Origin of the sequence: Lacticaseibacillus absianus, from assembly GCF_013407595.1 — a bacterium.
Lineage (GTDB): Bacteria > Bacillota > Bacilli > Lactobacillales > Lactobacillaceae > Lacticaseibacillus > Lacticaseibacillus absianus.
This window is the reverse complement of the sequence record NZ_JABEKX010000003.1, coordinates 201150-219865: the sequence shown is the minus strand read 5'-3', so window position 1 is coordinate 219865 and position 18716 is coordinate 201150. Positions and strand designations below refer to the sequence as shown.

Annotated in this window: 16 protein-coding genes; all 16 read right to left on the bottom strand. The window is 60.5% G+C overall.

Features of this window, described 5'->3' with window-relative positions:
- Positions 1-362 precede the first annotated feature (362 nt).
- The 16 genes from HII33_RS11655 to HII33_RS11580 all read right to left on the bottom strand — a co-directional run bounded on the left by HII33_RS11655 (position 363) and on the right by HII33_RS11580 (position 18646).
- Positions 363-827 (bottom strand): hypothetical protein, encoded by a 465-nt coding sequence (locus HII33_RS11655; RefSeq protein ID WP_179395983.1) that lies wholly within the window; start codon positions 825-827, stop codon positions 363-365.
- Positions 824-1471 carry an ATP-binding cassette domain-containing protein gene (locus tag HII33_RS11650; protein ID WP_179395982.1) on the bottom strand — a complete coding sequence of 216 codons (648 nt, stop codon included), beginning with the start codon at positions 1469-1471 and terminating at the stop codon, positions 824-826. Before HII33_RS11650 ends, HII33_RS11655 begins: the two co-directional genes overlap by 4 nt.
- Before the next feature lie 5 nt (positions 1472-1476).
- The gene (locus HII33_RS11645) at positions 1477-2136 is read right to left on the bottom strand and encodes a hypothetical protein (RefSeq protein ID WP_179395981.1); all 660 of its coding nucleotides are present in this window, start codon (positions 2134-2136) and stop codon (positions 1477-1479) included.
- Entirely contained in the window at positions 2133-2837 is a 705-nt protein-coding gene (locus HII33_RS11640) for a hypothetical protein (RefSeq protein ID WP_179395980.1), read from the bottom strand. The genes HII33_RS11645 and HII33_RS11640 overlap by 4 nt, the downstream gene beginning before the upstream one ends.
- On the bottom strand, positions 2824-3630 hold the full coding sequence (locus HII33_RS11635; RefSeq protein ID WP_179395979.1) for a hypothetical protein: 807 nt from the start codon (positions 3628-3630) through the stop codon (positions 2824-2826). Before HII33_RS11635 ends, HII33_RS11640 begins: the two co-directional genes overlap by 14 nt.
- A gap of 529 nt (positions 3631-4159) precedes the next feature.
- Positions 4160-5092, bottom strand: coding sequence for a hypothetical protein (locus tag HII33_RS11630; protein ID WP_179395978.1), 933 nt, complete (start codon positions 5090-5092; stop codon positions 4160-4162).
- A gap of 12 nt (positions 5093-5104) precedes the next feature.
- Positions 5105-6448: a DEAD/DEAH box helicase gene (locus tag HII33_RS11625; RefSeq protein ID WP_179395977.1), complete on the bottom strand. Its 1344-nt coding sequence runs from the start codon at positions 6446-6448 to the stop codon at positions 5105-5107.
- Positions 6449-6450: 2 nt separating this feature from the next.
- Positions 6451-7398 carry a DHH family phosphoesterase gene (locus tag HII33_RS11620; protein ID WP_179395976.1) on the bottom strand — a complete coding sequence of 316 codons (948 nt, stop codon included), beginning with the start codon at positions 7396-7398 and terminating at the stop codon, positions 6451-6453.
- The gene (locus HII33_RS11615; protein WP_179395975.1) at positions 7395-8717 is read right to left on the bottom strand and encodes a DRTGG domain-containing protein; all 1323 of its coding nucleotides are present in this window, start codon (positions 8715-8717) and stop codon (positions 7395-7397) included. Before HII33_RS11615 ends, HII33_RS11620 begins: the two co-directional genes overlap by 4 nt.
- A 64-nt stretch (positions 8718-8781) precedes the next feature.
- Positions 8782-9879 (bottom strand): DNA polymerase IV, encoded by a 1098-nt coding sequence (gene dinB / locus HII33_RS11610; RefSeq protein ID WP_179395974.1) that lies wholly within the window; start codon positions 9877-9879, stop codon positions 8782-8784.
- A gap of 110 nt (positions 9880-9989) precedes the next feature.
- Positions 9990-11471 carry a glucose-6-phosphate dehydrogenase gene (gene zwf, locus HII33_RS11605; protein WP_179395973.1) on the bottom strand — a complete coding sequence of 494 codons (1482 nt, stop codon included), beginning with the start codon at positions 11469-11471 and terminating at the stop codon, positions 9990-9992.
- A gap of 19 nt (positions 11472-11490) precedes the next feature.
- Positions 11491-12141, bottom strand: a complete 651-nt coding sequence (locus HII33_RS11600; RefSeq protein ID WP_179395972.1) for a metal-dependent transcriptional regulator — start codon at positions 12139-12141, stop codon at positions 11491-11493.
- Positions 12142-12314: 173 nt separating this feature from the next.
- Positions 12315-14930, bottom strand: a complete 2616-nt coding sequence (gene adhE, locus HII33_RS11595) for a bifunctional acetaldehyde-CoA/alcohol dehydrogenase (protein ID WP_179395971.1) — start codon at positions 14928-14930, stop codon at positions 12315-12317.
- Between the two features lie 322 nt (positions 14931-15252).
- Positions 15253-16206 carry a LacI family DNA-binding transcriptional regulator gene (locus HII33_RS11590; protein ID WP_179395970.1) on the bottom strand — a complete coding sequence of 318 codons (954 nt, stop codon included), beginning with the start codon at positions 16204-16206 and terminating at the stop codon, positions 15253-15255.
- A gap of 217 nt (positions 16207-16423) precedes the next feature.
- Entirely contained in the window at positions 16424-17281 is an 858-nt protein-coding gene (locus HII33_RS11585; protein ID WP_179395969.1) for a sugar ABC transporter permease, read from the bottom strand.
- A gap of 3 nt (positions 17282-17284) precedes the next feature.
- Positions 17285-18646 carry a carbohydrate ABC transporter permease gene (locus HII33_RS11580; RefSeq protein ID WP_179395968.1) on the bottom strand — a complete coding sequence of 454 codons (1362 nt, stop codon included), beginning with the start codon at positions 18644-18646 and terminating at the stop codon, positions 17285-17287.
- Between the last annotated feature and the right edge of the window lie 70 nt (positions 18647-18716).

Here is an 18716-nt window from a genome sequence, read left to right as displayed (position 1 = left end):
AGACTTTAGCGACTTCTGTGATGATCATCGTGAAACCCGGCGGTGCACCCTTGGGGCACGAGTTCATCGCGGATCACGCGGGTCAGGTTACAGTATCCGCCTAAGCACACCGTGATTCTGTCGTTCAATCGTTCAGGCTCATTTCCCGGGCAATATCCAGGCGTTGATCGCTCAGTCTAGTTCAGTCCGTTCACGCTAGCCGGTTATTCTATCCGCATCTGGTTGTGGTGCGCCCTTGCATCCGCGTCTTAGGCGTCTTTGGACCCATCATCATGAATTCGGGATCTCGGCTAGCAGTAGCTTCAACCAACATCAAATTACGGTCGGCTTACGGTCGGCGCTGATCCCAGTCAGCCCGCCCGCTAACCAAGAAAGTCGACCCGAACATACTTGCCGTGCGCCGGATGAAGGAGAACGGCCAAGTGCGTCTGCTTTTGGGCGTCTTGCCTGTACGTGGCCGTCAAGGTGACCTGATTGACGCCGCGCTGCAACCGGGTGTCTCCCTTGCCGTTGACAGACAGTTGCAGTTGCGCCGCCTGGTCTTCCACCCCCTGATCGAGGAACCACGCCGTGATGTTGAACGGTTTCGCGCGTTGGGCAACGACCTGAAGTGTGGCAACATAGCGACCATTGACTTTGTGCTGCCGGATGCGGTCGACCCGCGTCTCGGCGTCCAACTTCAGTTGCGGCTGCGCGCTGTTCACATGCTTCTTAGTGACCGCGAACTCACGATACTGCATGCGCACATGTCGATAGTTGTACGTCAAGACTGCGATCAGAATGAGTGCCGCCGTGAGCACAAGGGCCTTGACCCCCGCCCGCCTCATCGCGCCTCCTCCCGGACGATCGTGCCCTCGCTGTAGTAGAACATGTGGTCACTGACCCGCTTGAGGAATCCCGAGTCGTGACTAGAGACCAAGATGGTCTTACCCTGTCGCTTCAGGTCCGCGATCAGGTCCACGAGGAAGGCCTGCCCTGCTTCATCTAACGCGTTGGTCGGCTCATCAAGGATGATCACCTCTGCATCGCCGATCAGTGCGATCGCGATCAACAGGCGTTGCCTCATGCCGAGCGAATAGTCCCGAACACGCTGTGGATTCTGTGGCTCAAGCCCCACGTATTGCAGTAAGGCCGGGATGCGCGCCTTCGGAAAGTCCGCGAGAAGCGCCAATAACTCCAGGTTCTCCTGACCCGTTTTGGCGTCCAGCGGGCCGTATTCCGGCAACGCAAACCCCACGTTCGCCGCGAACAAGCGGTCTTGGCGGATCACCTCGCCATTCACGATCACGGTCCCGGTCGTCGGTCTGACGAACCCGAGGATCACTTTGAACGTCAGCGTCTTACCTGACCCGTTCGGCCCACTGAAACCGTAGACCTTGTTGCGATGGAGGGTCAAATTCAGGTCTTTCAGCGGTCGTTTGTGCCGAAACTGTTTGCTGACGTCTGTCAGTGTAATGATTGGGTCGCGCATTGAGATCATCCTTTCTCATCGTTAAAATCGATCCGGTACAACGCTCGGAACAGCAGTGCGACGACGCCCATGACCCCCAAGCAGATCAGTAGTGTCGGTACCGTCAGCTCAGGTGAAAACCGACTGGCCATCAATTGCGATAAGACCGGCATCCGGTTCCACCCTGCAGTGGCCGCAAGTAGCACCAGTAGCCCGCTTTGGAGCCAGTGGGCCGCAACGAAGCATTGTCCGACCGCAAAGGCCCCCAGAAGTGTCGCCGAAACAGCGAACAACACCAGGGCAAACTGCCAGTCTACAGCCACGCTGACCGTGACCCAGAGGCCGAACGGAACAAGCAGGCTACTGGACAAGACAAGCATGCTGAGCGCAACATAGCAGGTCAGCGAACTGCGAAAGACCCGCGGGTAATCGCGCCGGATCAGCTGGCGCATCGACGCGCCCACGATCAAGGTCGGCGATAGGACCAAGAAGAGCCATGTCAGCGGTAGGTCAAATGTTCGCCCGACCTGGACCACCCCGCGAAAAACGGCCGCAAACGTCTGTCCTTGCACGCGCGCGAGCCCAATCACGAGCAGGTCGACCGCCACGATCAGGATGAATCGAGTGCGTGTCGTCGCCCAGTACCGCTGACTGATGTAGCGAAAGATCAGTCGCTCTTTCCTCATGGCAAGCGCCTCCCTTGTCTCATCATTGCAGGGCGTAGTGCCGAGATCAACAACCCAATATACGCACCATATAGGCACAGATTCGTGAAGAGATTGACCCCATACTGCCTTGACCCCAGTGTCAACCCGTTAGTCAAAAACACCGACCACCCCCAGCGGCCGAACAGCCACTGATCGGCCAAGATCAGGAGCACCCACACAAGCACCGCCAGCGTTCGCCGCCACAGTATTGTGAGTAAGCCAAGCGTCAGCCAGCAGATCACACTGCCCATCCAATGGCCAAGTAACAAAATGAGGGCAAGCCCCCAGTCGTGCCCATCCCAAGTCACTCGAGGGTTGAACAGGCCAAGCACCACGCAAGCACTACAGATGCTGATCAAATAGAGCGTCAGCCATCGCCAAATGTATTGCCCCAAAAGTGGGCGCAAGCGTCGAGCATTGACCAAATAGGGTAACTCCAGGGCCGTGGGCGGCTGAAAAAAAAGTAGCCAGCCGCCGATGCTGCACGGCAACAAGAAAAACAATTCCTGGTGTTGGCTCGTCAGCGTCATGATGAGCAGTTTCAGGAGTCCGATCCGCCGGCCACTGGCGACAGACGTTAAGCAGCCATAGATCACCAATGTCCACGCCAGCCAGAGAAGACCGACAAGCACTGGGAAGCCCCTGTCAGTGCGCAGACGCAAGTATTTATCTGATCGCATTGCGTCGCACTCCCCAGGCAGAGCCGATCCCCAAGCAGAGACAACTGAGCCCCCCAAAACCGATGATCCAGGGTAAGGCCGGCAGAGCGGCCGGGCTCGTCCCGATGCTGAACAGAACTGGCGAGACGGCCACTTGGATCAGGGTCGCATTCAGGACGTTCAGGACCATTGTCCCAACGAATCCGATGCCAAGCGGTGAGAACCGGTCACGAAGGAACAAGGCGCTTGTGCTGGCGAGCAGGGCGTACCCCCCACCGACTGCCCCTGCAAGTCCAATATAAAACAGGACCCAAAGACCCGGTGATGTGAACAACAGCGTCGGCCAAAACGAAAAATCAGTCGTGACGCCGAGCGCTGCGTTCATAACAGTGTCCGGTGCGATCAGCGGCAGAAAACAGCTCAACACCCCGAAGTCGAGCGCAAGCGGGATCATCGCGGTCAGCGCCCCACCTAGAAAGCTGACCCCCAACGATTCGGCAACCACCCGCGATTGCGACAACTCGGGGAGTACGTGCCAGAAGAAGCCACTCCGCCGGTCTTCCCCCACCGTTTGCCCAAAGCTCAACGCACAGGTGATCGGCAAGCAGAAGTAAAACGCGATCGTCCAGCCATCTGTATGCAGAGCGAGCCATTGTGTGTAGGGTGTGAACAGGTACTCATTCCCGTCCAGCCTGGCCACTGAGTCAGGAATCGTACTGATCAGGTGACCAATGATAATGAGACACCCGATCAGCAAGCCAACAAAATATCGTCGATCAGCGAGCCGGTGTGTCCAATACGCGACATCATTCACAAACGTGCCTCCTAACGTCTTACGGCGATGTGTGGCCCTTGCCGACCGCGCGCAAAGCCTTGGCTAGTCGATCCAAGGGGGCTAGGCTATGTCTAGCGGCGTGACGCACTCCGGGCATCGTCGGCCGCCCGCCGACCGCCGGAAGCGGGCGCCAACGCCCCGTACGCGCACTAGCCAGCCGATCCAGAACGGGTCACTGCTCATACGCTGGTCACGCGACCACCCGCCACGGCACAGATGGCCGCCGTCAGTGCGGGGCGAAAAATATCGTGGGATCATAATTTTTCATGTATATCGCCTCACGGCTTACGTTGCATTCTACGCCCCATCATTCCTGGCGTAAAGCGAGATGGCTAGCGATCGGCCAATATATTTTGAAGATATACCAATTAAGACAAAAATAACTAAAAACCATCACACTTCCTCAAGAACCGGCGTGTCTGTCTCGCCTCCGCCGGCCACCGCTTGGCGCACCAAAAAAGGGATACTTCAGACGAAGTATCCCTCGGTCTTAGTCGGTAGACCGCCTTCAAAGCGCGATCCGCACGATCTTGCGGTAACGCGTCGTGGCAAAGGCTGGCGCCGCCGTGCGGAAGAACGGCGACAGCGACAGCCAGTCGGCCCCAGTCGGCGGCCCCGCCAGCGATAAGCTCTTGCCCACCGGCGCATCGATCAACTCGCTGCCGGGCCGCCGCAGCGGCACGGTCAGGCCGAAGCGGTTGGGCACGAAGTTCATCGGGGCGTCCGGCAGGCGGTTGCCCCACGGGAACAGCTCGGCCTGCCCGCCGCCCATCAGGTACTCATACTCGCGCTCGCTGGCCAAGGCGAACCCGAACCCGCCGAGGCGCTTCTGAAGCGCCTGGCGATCCCAGTCCGGGTGGCGCAGCGCGACCTGATAGGTGGTCGCCCCGACTTGCCGCAGCTCCAGCGTCTCGGTCGCCATCACCGGCGCCAGTTCGGCGGCGGCGGGATCCAGTGAGGCCACGGTCGGCGTTAGCAGGCGAAGGACCGCCTGGCGCACTGGCTGGTAGGCGAAGTGATTGCCGCGAAACTGCTGAGTGGTCAGGTCGACTTGGCCGATCATCTCCAGCGTGCTTGGAATGCTCGTGCGCGCGACCAGCATCGGCGGCATGTCAACGGTCGTGGCCGGGCTGAGTGCGGCGCCGACCGCGTCTGGCGCCAGACCCATCTGCTGCGCCACGGCGTGCATCGGGCGCGGCAGCGGCGTGGCGACACCCAGCGGCACCCGCCCCATCCCCGGGACGAAGCGGAGCCATTCCCCAGCGATCAGAAAATCATAGGTCTCAAAGGTCTGGCCGAAGGTGGTGACCCGCACCGGCTCCCGCGCGTCGACGGCCAGCAGGGGGCTGAGAAAATAGCGGCTCAGCTGGGCCGCCGCGAATTCGCGCTGCGCGGCCGACAGCCCCTGCCACTGACCCCATAACAAGTCTCCGTCTGCCACCAGGATCCCTCCTTACTTGCTCTTCTTCGCCTTACGGGCACTGCGCAACTCCTCACGCTTCTTGATCTTGTTGTTGCGGCGGCGCTCATCGGCGATCGCCGCTTGGATCTTCTTCTTGTAGCCCGGCTTCTTCTTCTTGGCTTCCTTCTTGGCCAGGCCGCGAATGGTCAGGCTCATCTCTTCTTGCTTCGGCTTGCGCGCCTGGCGCCGGTTACGGTCGTAGCCGTCGACCAGCGCGCCGTCTTTGAGCTGCTTAGGCGTGAAGTGGATCCCGAGGTGTTCGAGCTCGGCGATCTTGGCTTCTTGCCCCGGCAGGTACAGCGTGATCGCAGTCCCACCGAGCCCCTTGCGCCCGGTCCGGCCGACCCGGTGAATGAAGAACTCGTTGTCGTTCGGCAATTCAGCGTTGATCACCAGCGACACCCCGTCGATGTCGATCCCGCGCGCGGCCAAGTCGGTGGCAACCACGTATTGGTACTTGAGGTCCGCGACGTCCTTCATCACCCGCTTACGCTCACGCGGCGCAATGCCGCCGTGGATCTTAGCGACCTTGAGCCCCTGGCTGACCAGGTAGCGGTGGATCGCATCGGCGCTGTCTTTGGTGTTCGCGAACACCAAGGCGAGAAACGGGGTGCCCATGGTCAGTAATTTGTAGATCAGCGCGTTTTTGTCCTGGCCCTTGACGGACATCAACCAGTTATCGACGGAATCGGCGATCACGTGCTTAGGCTTGATCACGATCTCGGTCGGATGCGTCATATATTTTTTCAAAAACGGTTGGAGCTTCGGTGGGATGGTGGCGGAGAACACCAGCATCTGCAGATCAGCCGGGAACAGGCTGGCGATCTGATCGACAATGGTCAAGAACCCCATGTCCAGCGTCATGTCCGCCTCGTCGACGACAAAGGCCGTGGCCGTGTGCGCCGCCAGCGCCTGAGACTTGATCAGATCCAGCAGGCGGCCAGGCGTCCCGATGGCGACGTGGGGCTGCTGGTGGCCGAGTTTGTCGACCTGGCGGCCCTTGTCCGTGCCCCCGACGTAGTTCTGAATGCGCAGGTCAGGGGCACCGGCGGCCAGCTGCGTGGCGACCGTGAAGATCTGCGTCGCGAGCTCCCGCGACGGGGCGGTGATGACGAGCTGGACCGTGTCCAGCGTCGGATCGATCGCGTCTAGCAGCGGCAGCAGGAAGGCGTGGGTCTTGCCACTACCGGTCTGGCTTTGGCCGATCACGCTTTCCCCGCGGCGCACGGCAGGGATCACCTGCTCCTGGATCGGGGTCGGCACCGTGATCTGCATCTGGTCTAAGGCCGTGATCAAAAACGGCTTGAGGCCGTACTGCTTGAATTGGTTGGTCATGTTTACTCCTTATCGGCCGCGACAAGCGCGGTCAGCTCTTCTGTGATCGCGGCGATCTCCGCCAGGTCCTGGGCCTTGGCGCCGCTGGCTAGCGGGTGACCGCCGCCGTTGTGCGCCCGGGCGATGCCGTTGATGACCGGGCCTTTGGATCGCAGGTTCACCCGGTACGGGGCGCCCTCCTGCTCGACGAAGATCGCCCAGGCGACGACTTCGCCCAAACGGCCTGGGGTGCCGACGGCGGCATGCACCTGATCACTGGTCAGCCCGAGGTCGCGCACGACACTCAGCGGGATCTGGACTGTCGCCGCGCCGGCCGGGCTGATCTGCAGGTGGTTGAACACGTAGCTCTGCAGCTTGGCCTGAGCGAAGGTGATCTGGTTCATCCGGTTGTTCAGGGCAGTCGGATCAAAATCCTGCTGGATCAAGTCCGCCGCAACGGTCAGCGTGTGCGGCGTCGTATTGTTGAACAAGAAGCGCCCCGTGTCCCCAACGATGCCTGCGTACAGCAGGCGCGCCGCCGCGGCATCCAGCTTCAGCTGCCCGTTGGACTGCTGGATCAAGTCGTAGATCAGCTCTGACGTCGAGCTGGCGGTCTCATCGACCCAGACTAAGTCCCCGTATGCGTCATCGTTGGGGTGGTGATCGATCTTGATCAGCTTCTGCCCGGTCGTGAAGCGCTGATCCGAGACCCGCGGGCGATCGGCGGTGTCGCAGACGATGACCAACGCATTCGCGTAGCGGTCATCGGGGACCGCCTGGCTCGTCGCGAGCCAGTCGAGGTTGCCCACCCCTTCGCCGACCTGGTAGACGTGCTTGGTCGGGGCCCCGGCGCGGATCGCCGCCGCCAGTCCACCTTGGGCCCCCAGGGCGTCCGGGTCGGGATTGATGTGGCGGTGGATCAAGATCGTGTCATACTGCGCGATCGCAGCGAGGATATCGGATTGGATCATCGTGTGTTCCTTTCTAGTAGCTGACAGGTGACGAGCGCCTTAGCGACAGGCAGGCCATCTGTCTGCAGTTCGATGTCAAAAGAGCCTTCGTGGCGGGTCATCTCGAGTGCCCGCAGCGTGATCTGCACCGTCGACTCCAGCTGGATCGGCCGGAACGTGTGAAGCGATAGCTGCTCGATCAGCACGTTGCGCCGACCGCTGGCGTTCAGGAAGTGAGTGACGACTGTGTTGACCGCCTCGCTCATCACCCCAAAGCTCAGCGTGCCCAGCTTGTTGGTCATCATCGGGGTGGTGTGCATCTCGTAGACGGCGCCGCTCTCGGGCTGGCGCTTGGCCAGCTCGATCTGCGCGTCGACTTGATCTGCGATGGTCGTGCCGACGCTGGTGCTCCCCAGGTCGGCCAGGCTGGCGAACACACTGGCCCGGGTGACGATCCCCAACAGCTGCCAGGAGTCATCGACCACCGGCAGCAGGTTCAAGCCGTTGCCTTGCATAGTGTGCCCGACCGTCGTCACGCTGAGGTACGGCCGCACCGTCTGCGGGTCCTTGACCATCACGCGCTCAAGCGGGGTCGTCGCTTTTTTGCCGGCGACGAGCTTCGGGGTGACCATACCCACCAGCCGGCCGCCCGGTGTGATGATCGGTAAGGCGAAGTCGGCGCGGTCTTCGCGCAGGCGCATGAAGTCCGCCACCGTGTCATCGACCAAGGCGGTCTTCGTCTCGGCCAGCGGGGTGTAGATCGACGCGACGGTCAGAATGTCTTGCTTGATCGCCTGATCGGACAGCGCCCGATTGATCATCGTTGCGACGGTGAAGGTGTCGTAGCTGGTCTGCATCACCGGTTGCGACAGCGAGTTGGCGAGCCCGATCACGGCGTCGGAGGTCATGAAGCCCCCGGTGATCAGGACCGCCGCCCCGTTTTGCAGCGCGAGGCGCTGGGCGTCTTCACGGTTCCCGATGATCACCAGCGCGTCCTTGGTGATGTAGCGCGTCATCTCGTCGGGGGTCATCGCCCCGATGACGAACTTGTCGAGCTTCTTGGCTAGCCCCGCCGAGCCGCCGAGCACCTTCGCGTCGATCAGCTTCAACAGCGCGCGGAAGGTCAGCGAATCGATGTTGTTCACCGGTTTTTGCTCGATGCGAATGGTCCCGACGCGCTCGATGGTCGAGACCAGTCCGGTGGTCTCCGCCTCCTTGATCGCGCGGTAGGCGGTGCCTTCGCTCACCTTCTGCTGCTTCGCGATCGTGCGGACCGAAATCTTGGTGCCAACGCCGAGGCTAGCAATATAGCTCAGGATCTGTTCATGTTTAGTCGCCATTGTTCAAGCTCCCTGTCGAATACAGTCTTTAGGCCGATTATACCATAGTTGGTGAGCTGTATTGCTACAGTTTGAGGTCGATGTTCTCGTATTGTTGCGGATCGAGCCCGGTCGCGGTGATCCCCAGCAGCCGGACCGCCTCGGGCTTGACCGGCAGGCTCTGCCACAGCTGCCACGCCAAGGCGTATAGCGCCGCTTCGCCGGCGACGTAGTGGTCTTGCGTGATGCGGCGCGTCAGTGTGTTGAACTCGGGATCGCGCACCTTGAGCACGACTGTCTTCCCGTGTTTTTGCTTGCGGGCCAAAGCGGCGGCGACAAGCGCCGCCAGCTCGTGCAGCTGGGCCTGCACCTGGGCTTCGGTGGTCAAGACACTGCGATAGGTGCGCTCCTTGCCGACCGACTTGGCGTCGCGCACGACCACCGGTCGGTTGTCGACGCCGCGCGCGTGTTGATACAGTCCCAAGCCCATTTTGCCAAAGGCCGCGATCAGCTCTGCTTGACTGTGTGCCCGCAAGCTCGCGCCGTCAGTGATCCCCAGCGCCTCCAGCTGCGGGGCGGTCTTCGCACCGACACCGCGGAATTCGCCGATCGGGAGCCGGTCGAGGAACGCTTGCGCCTGCTCCGGCAAGATGACCGTGCGCCCCTGCGGCTTGTTATACTCGGAGGCCTCCTTGGCGAGAAACTTGTTGTACGACAGCCCGATCGAACTCGTCAGCCCCGTCGTGCGCCGGATCTGGTCTTGCAGCCACAGCGCCAGGCGGATCGTGTTGGGAAAATCGCGGTTGGCCGTCACGTCGAGGTACGCCTCGTCCAGCGCGACCGGTTCGATCAAGTCGGTCACTTGGTGAAACAGCGCGTGGATCTGCGCCGAGACCGCGCGGTACTTGGTGAAGTCCGGCTCGCGAAAGACCAGCAGTCGCTTGGGCACCAACCGCAGGGCTTGGCTGGCCGGCATCGCGGAGTGCACCCCGTACTGGCGGGCAATGTAGTTAGCCGTCGTCACGACGCCCTTGCCCCCCGTCGTGCGCGGATCATGGGCGATGACCAGCGCCAGCTGGCGCAGGCGCGGCTCGTCGCGCTCTTCGATCGACGCGTAAAACGCATCCATGTCAACGTGGATGATCTTGCGGCTCGTGTCGTTCAACAGCGGTAGCTCAAGCATTCGGGGGCCTCCTTGCGGGCTCAAACAAGGGGCCTGCAGAAGCCGGCGATCCGGTCTCCGCAGACCCCTCAGGGCATCGGTCAGTCAGTTATCAGGCGGTCAAGTCCCGATCAGTCCGCCATCTGGATCCGCGTCGGTTGCCAGAACCAGTGGTGCCCGTCGCGTTCAAGTAGCGCGGTCGCGGCGTCAGGCCCCATCGTGCCGGCCGCGTAAGTCGGCATCGTCTCATCCTTGGCCCAAGCCGCGAGGATCACGTCGACGTAGCGCCAGGTCTGGGCCAGCTCGTTCCAGTGGTTGAAGTTCGTCTGATCCCCGTGCAGCGCATCGTTGATCAGCCGCTCATAAGCCTCTGGGGCGGCCTTGGCCGCCGCCGGGTCGTGGCGGAAGCGCAGCTCTTCAGGCTCTAGCACGTTCGTCTGCCCGAGCGCCTGCCCGTTGAGCTCCAGTGAGAAGCCCTCGCTGGGCTCCACGTAGATCGTCAGGGTGTTGGCCGGCTGGGCACCGAACAGCCCGGCCGCCTGAGGCTTGAAGGTCACGGTCACCTGCGTCGACTTGCGCGTCAGGCGCTTGCCGGTGCGGATGAAAATCGGCACCCCGGCAAAGGCCGGGGCATCAGTCAGGATCCGGCCGGCAACGAAGGTCTCGGTCATCGACTGCTGCGCCACCCCGTCTTCTTCCCGGTAGCCCGGGATCGCAGTGCCGGCGATCGTTGCGGCGGTGTACTGGCCGCGCACGAAGTTAGCCGCGACTTCCGCCTCGGTGTAGCGGTGCAACTGATCGAAGGCGCGGGCCTTCACCTCGTGCACCGCTTCCGGCGTCAAGGCACTCGGCTCGTCCATCGTCAGGTAGGCGAGCAGCTGCATCACGTGGTTCTGGACCATATCGCGCAGCGCTCCGGAGGTCTCGTAGTAGCCGGCGCGCTCCTCCACCCCGACCGCCTCAGCCAGGGTGATCTGGATGTCGTGAATGTAGTCCTTGTGCCACACCCCGCGCAAAAGCGGATTGCCAAAGCGCAGGCCCAAGATTGCCTGGGCCATCTCCTTGCCGAGGTAGTGGTCAATGCGGTAGATCTGCCGCTCGTCGAACGTCGCCGTGATCGACGCGTTGAGCGCCGCCGCGCTAGCGTAGTCGTGGCCGAAGGGTTTTTCGATGATCAGGCGGTTGAACCCGTCCTCGGTCAGCAGCGCCTCGGACTTGAGGTGACTGGCGATCGTCGCAAAGAAGTTCGGCGCCATCGCCATGTAGAACAGCCGGTTACCGCCCACCGCGTACTGTTCATCCAACTGCGCCGCCAGCTCCTTGAGCGTGGTGTAATGCGCCGCGTCGGTCACGTCGTGCGACTGGTAGTAAAAATGGCTCGCAAACGCGCTGGCCTGCGCCGTCGCTTCGATCGAATCGTCGCACACGGCTTCGCGCACGATGTCGCGGTAGTGCTCATCCGACCACGGCCGCCGGGCGGTGCCGATCACGGCAAAGTGGTCCTTGAGCACCCCGCGCCGGTACAGCCCAAACAGCGCCGGGTACAGCTTGCGCTGCGCGAGGTCGCCTGAGCCGCCGAATAACGTGATCACCGCAGAGATTTCTTTAGACATCTTGTAACGCCACCACTTTCTATGCTTTCAGTTCGACGAAGATATGCTGCGCGCGGACGCGATCAACGACCAGGTCCCGACCAGTCTCGGTCTGGTGGATCGTCACCGCCTTCGCGTCGTTGTCGACCACCGTGAAGTGGTCCTCGATATGCAGGCCCAGCGCGAAGATGTAATCGATCACCGCCGCCTCATCAACGACGCGCTCGATGTGGCCCTTGGTCCCTGGCGTGCACTCAGCCAACGCCACGCGGCTCTGGTCGATGTAATGGCCATCGGCGTCCGGGATCACCCCACCGTGCGGACAGTAATGCGGCTCACCCAGCATTGCCGCGAGTCGATCGGCCATCTCGCCGGTCGTCGCGTGCTCGAGTTTTTCGGCCTCTTGGTGGATCGCATCGACCGGATAGCCCAGCGATTGCACAAGAAACACTTCCCACAGCCGGTGGTTGCGCACCAGCATCGCGGCTTTTTGCTGGCCGCTGGCGGTGAGCTTGATCCCCTGATACGGCGTGTGGGTCACGTAATGCTGTTCGACCAGCTTGGTGATCATCTCACTGACACTGGCCGCGCTGACGCTGAGCCCCGCCACGATCTGCTTGTTCGAGATCAGCGCCGTGTCGCCACCCAGTTCGAATATCATTTTTAAGTAGTCTTCTTTATTCGGTGTCATGTGCTTTCTTTCCTTTTTGGCCTTAAAGTCACTACCCCTTATTATGCCTGAAAGTCGGTCAAAATACACGTGCAACTGTCAGATGCCCGCCAGCGCCTGCCGGGCCCCACCGCCCTGACCGCCAGTGGACGCAAAAACACCAGCCGCAAGCGGCTGGTGCAAGTGTGAAAGGATTAGATGCGGACACTGGCTGCGGAGTCGGTGCCAACGAATTCGTCGAGGACGATCTGCTTCATGTCGGCGATCAGTGGTTCCACTGGGTTCGTGACCGTGCAGTTATCTTCGTAAGCGAGTTCGGCGATACGATCCACGTTAGCCAAGACGTCTTCCTTGCTGATGCCTTGGTCTTTCAGGCTCAGCTGAACGCCAACGCGGTGGGACAGGTCGATGATCGCCTGAACGTAGGCTTCGACCAGCTCTTCGGTGGTCTCCCCCTTCAGGCCGAGCGCACGCGCGATGTCCGCGTAGTCTTCAGCGGCCTGGAAGTAGTTGTACTTCGCCCAGATCGCCCGCTTCTTCGGGGTCTTAGCGTTGTAGCGGATGACGTGTGGCATCGTGATCGCGATGCACCGCCCGTGAGGCAGGTGGAACGTCTGGCCCAGCTTGTGCGCGATACTGTGGTTGATCCCCAGCAGGGCGTTGGCAAAGGCCATCCCGGCGATCGTCGAGGCGTCGTGCATCTTGGCCTTGGCGTCGAGGTCCCCTTTGTAGGAGTTCTCCAAGTTTGCGAAGACGGACTTGATGGCTTGCAGCGACAGGCCCTTGGTGTAGTCGGTCGCCATGGTGGAGACGTAGCTTTCCGTCGCGTGGCACAGAACGTCCAGCCCGGTATCAGCCACGACCTTCGGCGGCACAGTCTCGATGAACTGGCTGTCGACCAAGGCAACGTCTGGGGTCAGCGCGTAGTCGGCCAGCGGGTACTTGATGCCGGTATCGGAATCGGTGATGACCGCGAATGGCGTGACTTCAGACCCGGTTCCCGACGTGGTCGGGATGCAGATCAGCTTGGACTTAGTCGGCTTCGGGAACTTGTACGTCCGCTTGCGAATATCCAAGAACTTCTGCTTGGCGCCGAAGAAGTCACCGTCACCATCGTAGAACAGCCACATGCCCTTGGCCGCGTCCATGACGGAGCCGCCGCCGATCGCAACGATCGCGTCTGGCTTGAAGGACTTGGCGATCTCCGTGCCCTTATAAACGGTGTTGGAGGACGGGTCCGGTTCAACGTCGACGAAGGTCTGAATCTGAACGTCGTTGTTGCGGCTGTTCAGCACGTCTTCAACGATCTTGACGTAGCCGAGCTTCTCCATGCCCCGGTCGCCGACGATCAGGACGCGGTCCAAGCCTTCCATCTTTTCGAGGTAGCGGACCGAGTTACGCTCGAAGTAGATCTTGGGGGGGAGCTTCACCCACTGCATGTTGTTGCGGCGCTTGGTGAGGGTCTTGATGTTCAGCAGGTCGATGGTCCCGACGTTGTGGGAGATCGAGTTGCCGCCGTAAGAGCCGCAGCCCAGGGTCAGCGATGGGATCATCTCGTTGTACAGGTCCCCGATGCCGCCCATCGTGGACGGGCTGTTGACCAGGATCCGGCAGGCGCTCATGCGATCGGCATAGTCGAGGACGAGCTGCTCGTCAGCGGAGTGGATCACCGCGGTGTGGCCCAGGCCACCGTTGTTCAACATCGCTTCGGCCTTGTCGAACCCATCGGCGTGGTCTTCAGCCTTGACCATAGCCAGGACTGGGCTGAGCTTTTCGCGGGACAGCGGGAACTTCGGCCCGATCCCCTTGAGCTCGGCGATCAGGATCGGCGCGTCTTCTGGAATGTCGATGCCCGCCCACTTCGCGATGGTGTAGGCGCTCTGGCCGACGATCGGTGGGTTGACGGAGCCCTTCTCCAGGTTGATGACGGTCTTGCTCAAGGCTGGGATGTCCTTTTGCTTCGCAAAGATCGCTCCTTGCGCCTTGAATTCTTCTTTGACGGCGTCGTAGATGGATGCATCGACGATGATCGCCTGCTCGGAAGCGCAGACCATGCCGTTATCGAAGCTCTTGGACAGGATCACGTCGTTGACGGCCTGCTTGATGTTGGCGCTCGCCTCGATGTAGGCTGGCACGTTCCCGGCCCCAACGCCCAGCGCTGGTTTGCCGGTGGAGTAGGCCGCCTTGACCATGCCAGGGCCGCCGGTCGCCAGGACCGTGGCGATGCCTGGGTGGTTCATCAGCTTCTGGCAGGCTTCGATGGACGGCACTGGGATGTATTGCAGTGCGCCCTTTGGCAACCCAGCCTTCTCGGCTTCTTCCCGGATCACTTCCAGCGCCTTGGCGGAAGAGTTCTGCGCCCCTGGGTGGAAGGAGAAGATGATCGGGTTGCGGGTCTTGATGGCGATCTCGGATTTGAACATCGTCGTGGAGGTCGGGTTGGTCACAGGCGTTACACCGGCGATGACCCCGATCGGTTCTGCTAAGGAAACGATCCCGCGTTGCTTATCTTCGGCGATCACGCCCACGGTCTTGTTGTCCTTGATGGCGTGCCAGATCTCTTCGGTGGCGAACATGTTCTTGATCGCCTTATCTTCGTAGACCCCACGACCCGTTTCTTCAACGGCGAGCTTTGCAAGCTCCATGTGGTGGTCGAGCCCGGCAATGGCCATGCGGTGCACGATGTGGTCGACCTTGGCCTGGTCGAAGGTCTTCATGATCTTCAGGGCCTCTTGCGCGTTGGCGACAAGTTCGTCGATCATCGCTTGAACATCGATCGGCGCATCAGTTTTTGGTGTATCTTTCAGCATCTGGATCCCTCCACGTTTGTTGACGTTTTTTTGTTAACCATTTCACGAATATAATGTACCAAGGATTTGTGAATTTGTAAACAGACTTTGGTGAATTTTTTCACGGAATCCCGAATATTCTGTTTTATCCGCGGTTTGTCAACTGTTTTAGTCATTCAACCTTCTGTTACTAATTGAGCGTAACCGGATTCATCGCAGGCGGTTTGGTGATGATGGCAGCTGGCAGACTGTACCCAAAAATTCTCACGCGCCCCCCAAATTTTTTTTGCTGCAAAAAAAAGAGGATGACAACGATCATCCCCTCTGCTTGCTTGCGCCGCACTCAGTCGCGGGTCGTGCCCCGGGTCACCAGCTGCGGCGCCAGCAGGACCTCCCCCTGTTGCGCCCCGGACTGGGCGATCTTGGACAGGAGCATCCGCGCCAGGTGCTCGCCCAGCAGCGGCACCTGCTGCTGCACCGTTGTCAGCTGCGGGTTCGAGACTTGGTCCAAGAAGACGCCGTCGTGCCCGATCACCCCGTAGTCTCGGGGAATACTGCCCCCTTGTTGCAAAATGGCACGCACCACGCCAATGGCTAGGCGATCGCTGGCGCAGATGAAACAGGTGTTGGGCGCGAACTCGTGCCAGTGCTCGGTGATGTATTGCTGCGACAGGTGGCTGCGGTTGGCCATCCGGTAGATACGCGGTAGCTTGGCGTGCTGCTGAAGCGTGTTGATGTAGCCCGCCTCGCGCGAATACTCAAAGGGTTCCTTCACGTCAATGCCGATAAAGATCAGCGACTGATAGTTCTTGGCTAGGGCGTACTGGGTCGCCATCTGGGTCCCCAGCTTATTGTCTGTATCGATGAAGTCATACCCGTAGCGATTCTCGCCGAACAACACGAGCGGACGCTTGAGCTGATCCAGCCACGGAAAATCACTGGTGCGCGCCCCAGTGATCAGGTAGCCATCGGCGTTCCCAATGGTCAGGCGGTCGCGGTCCGTGATCAACTGTAGCGCGTACTGGGCCTTGTCCAGCCCACGGGCAATGCCAAACAGCAGGTTCATGTAATACGGTTCTGTGGTATCGATATCCTCAAGGATCAGAAACTTCACCATGTTGCTGCGATTGTTCGCCAAGGCCTTGGCCGCCACGTTAGGTTGGTAATTCAGCGCGGTCATGGCCGCCACGACGATCTCGCGCAGCTCCGTGGTCACTTGCTCCGGGTGATTGATCACCCGCGACACCGTCATTTTAGAAACATTCGCCCGCTTGGCCACATCTGACAGCGTCACCATGCAGATCCCCCCTTTTGGTCTCTATTCTAGCACGCCTCAGCCAGGGGCGCCGTTTGCCGGTCTCACTTTTGGCCTCGGTCGATCCCCCCGGTCTAGCGCGCAAAAACAGCCTCAACCAGGCGGTGAGACTGCAATTGGCTGGTTAAGGCTGGTGCGTCCCGTCGCCGCCTTGGCTAAGGGCGAACGGGGCGCGGCGAGTCGGCGGAGCGACCAGGGCTTAGCCCTTGTCGGCCCCAGCCGTGATGCCATTGACGTAAAACTTCTGCATGATCACGAACAGCACGGTGATCGGGATCGCGATGATGACACACCCCGCGATGAACTGCGTGAAATACGTGGTCGACGCGCCACGCGTGCTGTGCAGCATGTTGTACAGGCCATAGGCGATGGTATAGGTCTTCGAATCGCCAGACGCCGAGAGGATGATACCCGAGAAGATGAAGTCGATCCACGGGGCGATGAAGGTCGTCAACGCCGTGTAGACGATGATCGGGCGGGACATCGGCAGCCCGATGTGCCAGAACACCTGCCACTTCGTCGCGCCGTCCATCACCGCGGCCTCATCGATGGCGACCGGAATGGTGTCAAAGAAGCCCTTGGCGATGTAGAAGCCCAGCCCGGCCCCGCCGACATAGACCAGGACCAGGCCGCCGAGGTTCAGCATGTTGAAGCTCTTCAGGATGTAATACAAGGCGATCATCGACATGAAGCCAGGAAACATCCCCAAGACCAAGGCGATCTGCAGGAACGGCTTGCGGAAGCGGAAGCGCAGGCGCGACAGCGTGTAGGCCACACAGATGGTCACGAAGGTCGACAGGATGGTGGAGACGATGGCGACCATCAGGGTGTTGCGGATCCAGTAGACGAACGGGAACTGCTCACTGGTGAAGATCCCGATGTAATTTTGCAACGTGAATTCCTTCGGCCAGTAGGTGGAGACGAACCCCGTGTCGTTAGCCGAAAAGCTGGCCAGGACGATCCAGACGATCGGCACGAGCCAGACCACCGCCAAGAGGATCAGCAAGAGGTAGCGGAAGCCCAAGGAAAGGCGCCGTTGTGCATGATATGATTTCATCGTTTAGCCCTCCTTGAATGCGTTCGTGCGACGGTAGGCGATCAGACTGAACGTCGCGCTGAGGATGAAGATCAAGATCCCCAAGACCGCCGAGGCGTTGTAGCGCTGCGTCTGCCCGAACACCAGGTTATACAGCCAGGTGACCAGCAGGTCGGTGTCCCCCGCGCCGTTATAGTTGTTGTTCATCGGGTAACCCCCGGTCAGCAAGTAGATGACGTTGAAGTTGTTGATGTTCCCAATGAACTGCTGAATCAGCGCCGGCGACATCACGAACAAGATCTGAGGGAACGTGATTGTGCGGAACACTTGCAGGGCGTTGGCCCCGTCCATGCGCGCCGCTTCGATCTGATCTTGCGGCAGGTTCTGAATAATAGCAGTCGACACAAGCATGGAGACAGGGATCCCGATCCACATATTGACCACGATGACCGTGATCCGGGCAACCAGCGGATTAGCGGAGGCGCCGATGAAGTTGATCGGGCTGGAGATCAGGTGCCAGTTCATCAGCAGGTTGTTCAGCGGGCCCTGCAAGTCCAGGAACTGCGCCATCATCAACAGCGACACGAACTGCGGCACGGCGTAGACAATGACGAAGATCGTGCGCCAGAAGCCCTTATGCTTGATCCCCTTGGATTCGATCAGCATCGCCAGCAACACGCCGAAGAAGAACGTGGTCACGGTGGCCGCAACGGCCCAGATCAACGTCCAGCCGAGCACTGGGAAGAAGGTCCCGGCCAAGTCCCCGGTCAAGACGTTGCCGAAGGCCTTGAAGCCGGTCCAAGAAAATCCGATCGGGTGCTTGCCGTCGTAGTTGGTGAACGCCATGGAGATCATGTAAAGCGTGGGCAAGATCGTGAACGCCACGATCCCGATGATCGGGATCATCATCAGCGTCGCGTGCAGGCGGCTGTCGAGCAGCGAGTGCAGGTCCTCACGGTTGGTCGGCACGTGCTCGCCGTCGCGCAGCTGCACGTACAGCGTGCGGACCGATCGCAGGTTGGCGATGTACAGGCCGAGCATGGCGACCAGTAGGATGACGCTCATCACCCCGAACAGCAGGATGACGACGGAATTATCGGGCAGCTTGGTCACATAGACCCCTTGGCTGGCGTCGAAGACGACTTTTTTGGTCTTGACGACGCCCAAGTCGCTCAGCATCCCCAGCGAGCTGATGCCGCTGAAGACGAACCAGGCCAAGAACGCGAGCTCTAGGCCCAAAAAGGCGAGTCCCTTAGCCCACTGCTTGTGCTTGAGCTGGGCGAGCCCCATGAAGAAGAAGGACAGCTTGAAACTCGGATCGCCTTTCGCCCACACCTCGCGGTAAGTGGCCGTTGGCCGTGGGTACTTTGATTTTCTTTTGAACATAAACTTCTCCTTCCCCCAGTCCGACGTGATGCCGGTGATTGCTGTACCATGACGCAAGCCACGGCGGTGA

What these genes read in the sequence shown, in the direction of transcription:
- HII33_RS11655 (WP_179395983.1), bottom strand. Translation starts at nt 827, where the DNA reads ATGAGGCGGGCGGGGGTCAAGGCCCTTGTGCTCACGGCGGCACTCATT.
- HII33_RS11650 (WP_179395982.1), bottom strand. Translation starts at nt 1,471, where the DNA reads ATGCGCGACCCAATCATTACACTGACAGACGTCAGCAAACAGTTTCGG.
- HII33_RS11645 (WP_179395981.1), bottom strand. Translation starts at nt 2,136, where the DNA reads ATGAGGAAAGAGCGACTGATCTTTCGCTACATCAGTCAGCGGTACTGG.
- HII33_RS11640 (WP_179395980.1), bottom strand. Translation starts at nt 2,837, where the DNA reads ATGCGATCAGATAAATACTTGCGTCTGCGCACTGACAGGGGCTTCCCA.
- HII33_RS11625 (WP_179395977.1), bottom strand. Translation starts at nt 6,448, where the DNA reads ATGACCAACCAATTCAAGCAGTACGGCCTCAAGCCGTTTTTGATCACG.
- HII33_RS11620 (WP_179395976.1), bottom strand. Translation starts at nt 7,398, where the DNA reads ATGATCCAATCCGATATCCTCGCTGCGATCGCGCAGTATGACACGATC.
- HII33_RS11615 (WP_179395975.1), bottom strand. Translation starts at nt 8,717, where the DNA reads ATGGCGACTAAACATGAACAGATCCTGAGCTATATTGCTAGCCTCGGC.
- dinB (WP_179395974.1), bottom strand. Translation starts at nt 9,879, where the DNA reads ATGCTTGAGCTACCGCTGTTGAACGACACGAGCCGCAAGATCATCCAC.
- zwf (WP_179395973.1), bottom strand. Translation starts at nt 11,471, where the DNA reads ATGTCTAAAGAAATCTCTGCGGTGATCACGTTATTCGGCGGCTCAGGC.
- HII33_RS11600 (WP_179395972.1), bottom strand. Translation starts at nt 12,141, where the DNA reads ATGACACCGAATAAAGAAGACTACTTAAAAATGATATTCGAACTGGGT.
- adhE (WP_179395971.1), bottom strand. Translation starts at nt 14,930, where the DNA reads ATGCTGAAAGATACACCAAAAACTGATGCGCCGATCGATGTTCAAGCG.
- HII33_RS11590 (WP_179395970.1), bottom strand. Translation starts at nt 16,206, where the DNA reads ATGGTGACGCTGTCAGATGTGGCCAAGCGGGCGAATGTTTCTAAAATG.
- HII33_RS11585 (WP_179395969.1), bottom strand. Translation starts at nt 17,281, where the DNA reads ATGAAATCATATCATGCACAACGGCGCCTTTCCTTGGGCTTCCGCTAC.
- HII33_RS11580 (WP_179395968.1), bottom strand. Translation starts at nt 18,646, where the DNA reads ATGTTCAAAAGAAAATCAAAGTACCCACGGCCAACGGCCACTTACCGC.